1 protein-coding gene is annotated in these 269 nt (G+C 57.6%); it reads left to right on the top strand.

Features of this window, described 5'->3' with window-relative positions; all coding sequences use genetic code 11:
* A partial coding sequence (locus tag QSV46_RS39855) for a hypothetical protein (protein WP_314964111.1) occupies nucleotides 1-269 on the top strand: 269 nt, incomplete at both ends.

Raw genomic sequence — 269 nt, 5'->3', positions numbered from 1 at the left:
CACATGCGCAAGGCTTTCGACATCGAGGACATCAAGCTGGACGATCTGATTGCCACTGCCATGGATGACAAGGAGGCGTTGAGCGGCGAGATCAAGGCGCTCAAAGGACTCAATCTGGCCGACCTCCACGTGGCCTACCGAGAGTTCTGCAAAGTCGAAAAAGTGGAAGGATCGCCGATCGATCTCGGTCAGGTCATCGCTTTCTACAACAGCGCGGCCAGAGATCTGCCCGACGCCGCGCAGCTTAAACAGCTCAGGCTTCCCGGCAC

It is taken from the genome of Bradyrhizobium cosmicum (genome assembly GCF_032290525.1).
Lineage (GTDB): Bacteria > Pseudomonadota > Alphaproteobacteria > Rhizobiales > Xanthobacteraceae > Bradyrhizobium > Bradyrhizobium cosmicum_A.
Note: the sequence above shows the minus strand (reverse complement) of the source record. Positions and strands in the feature narration are given on the sequence as shown.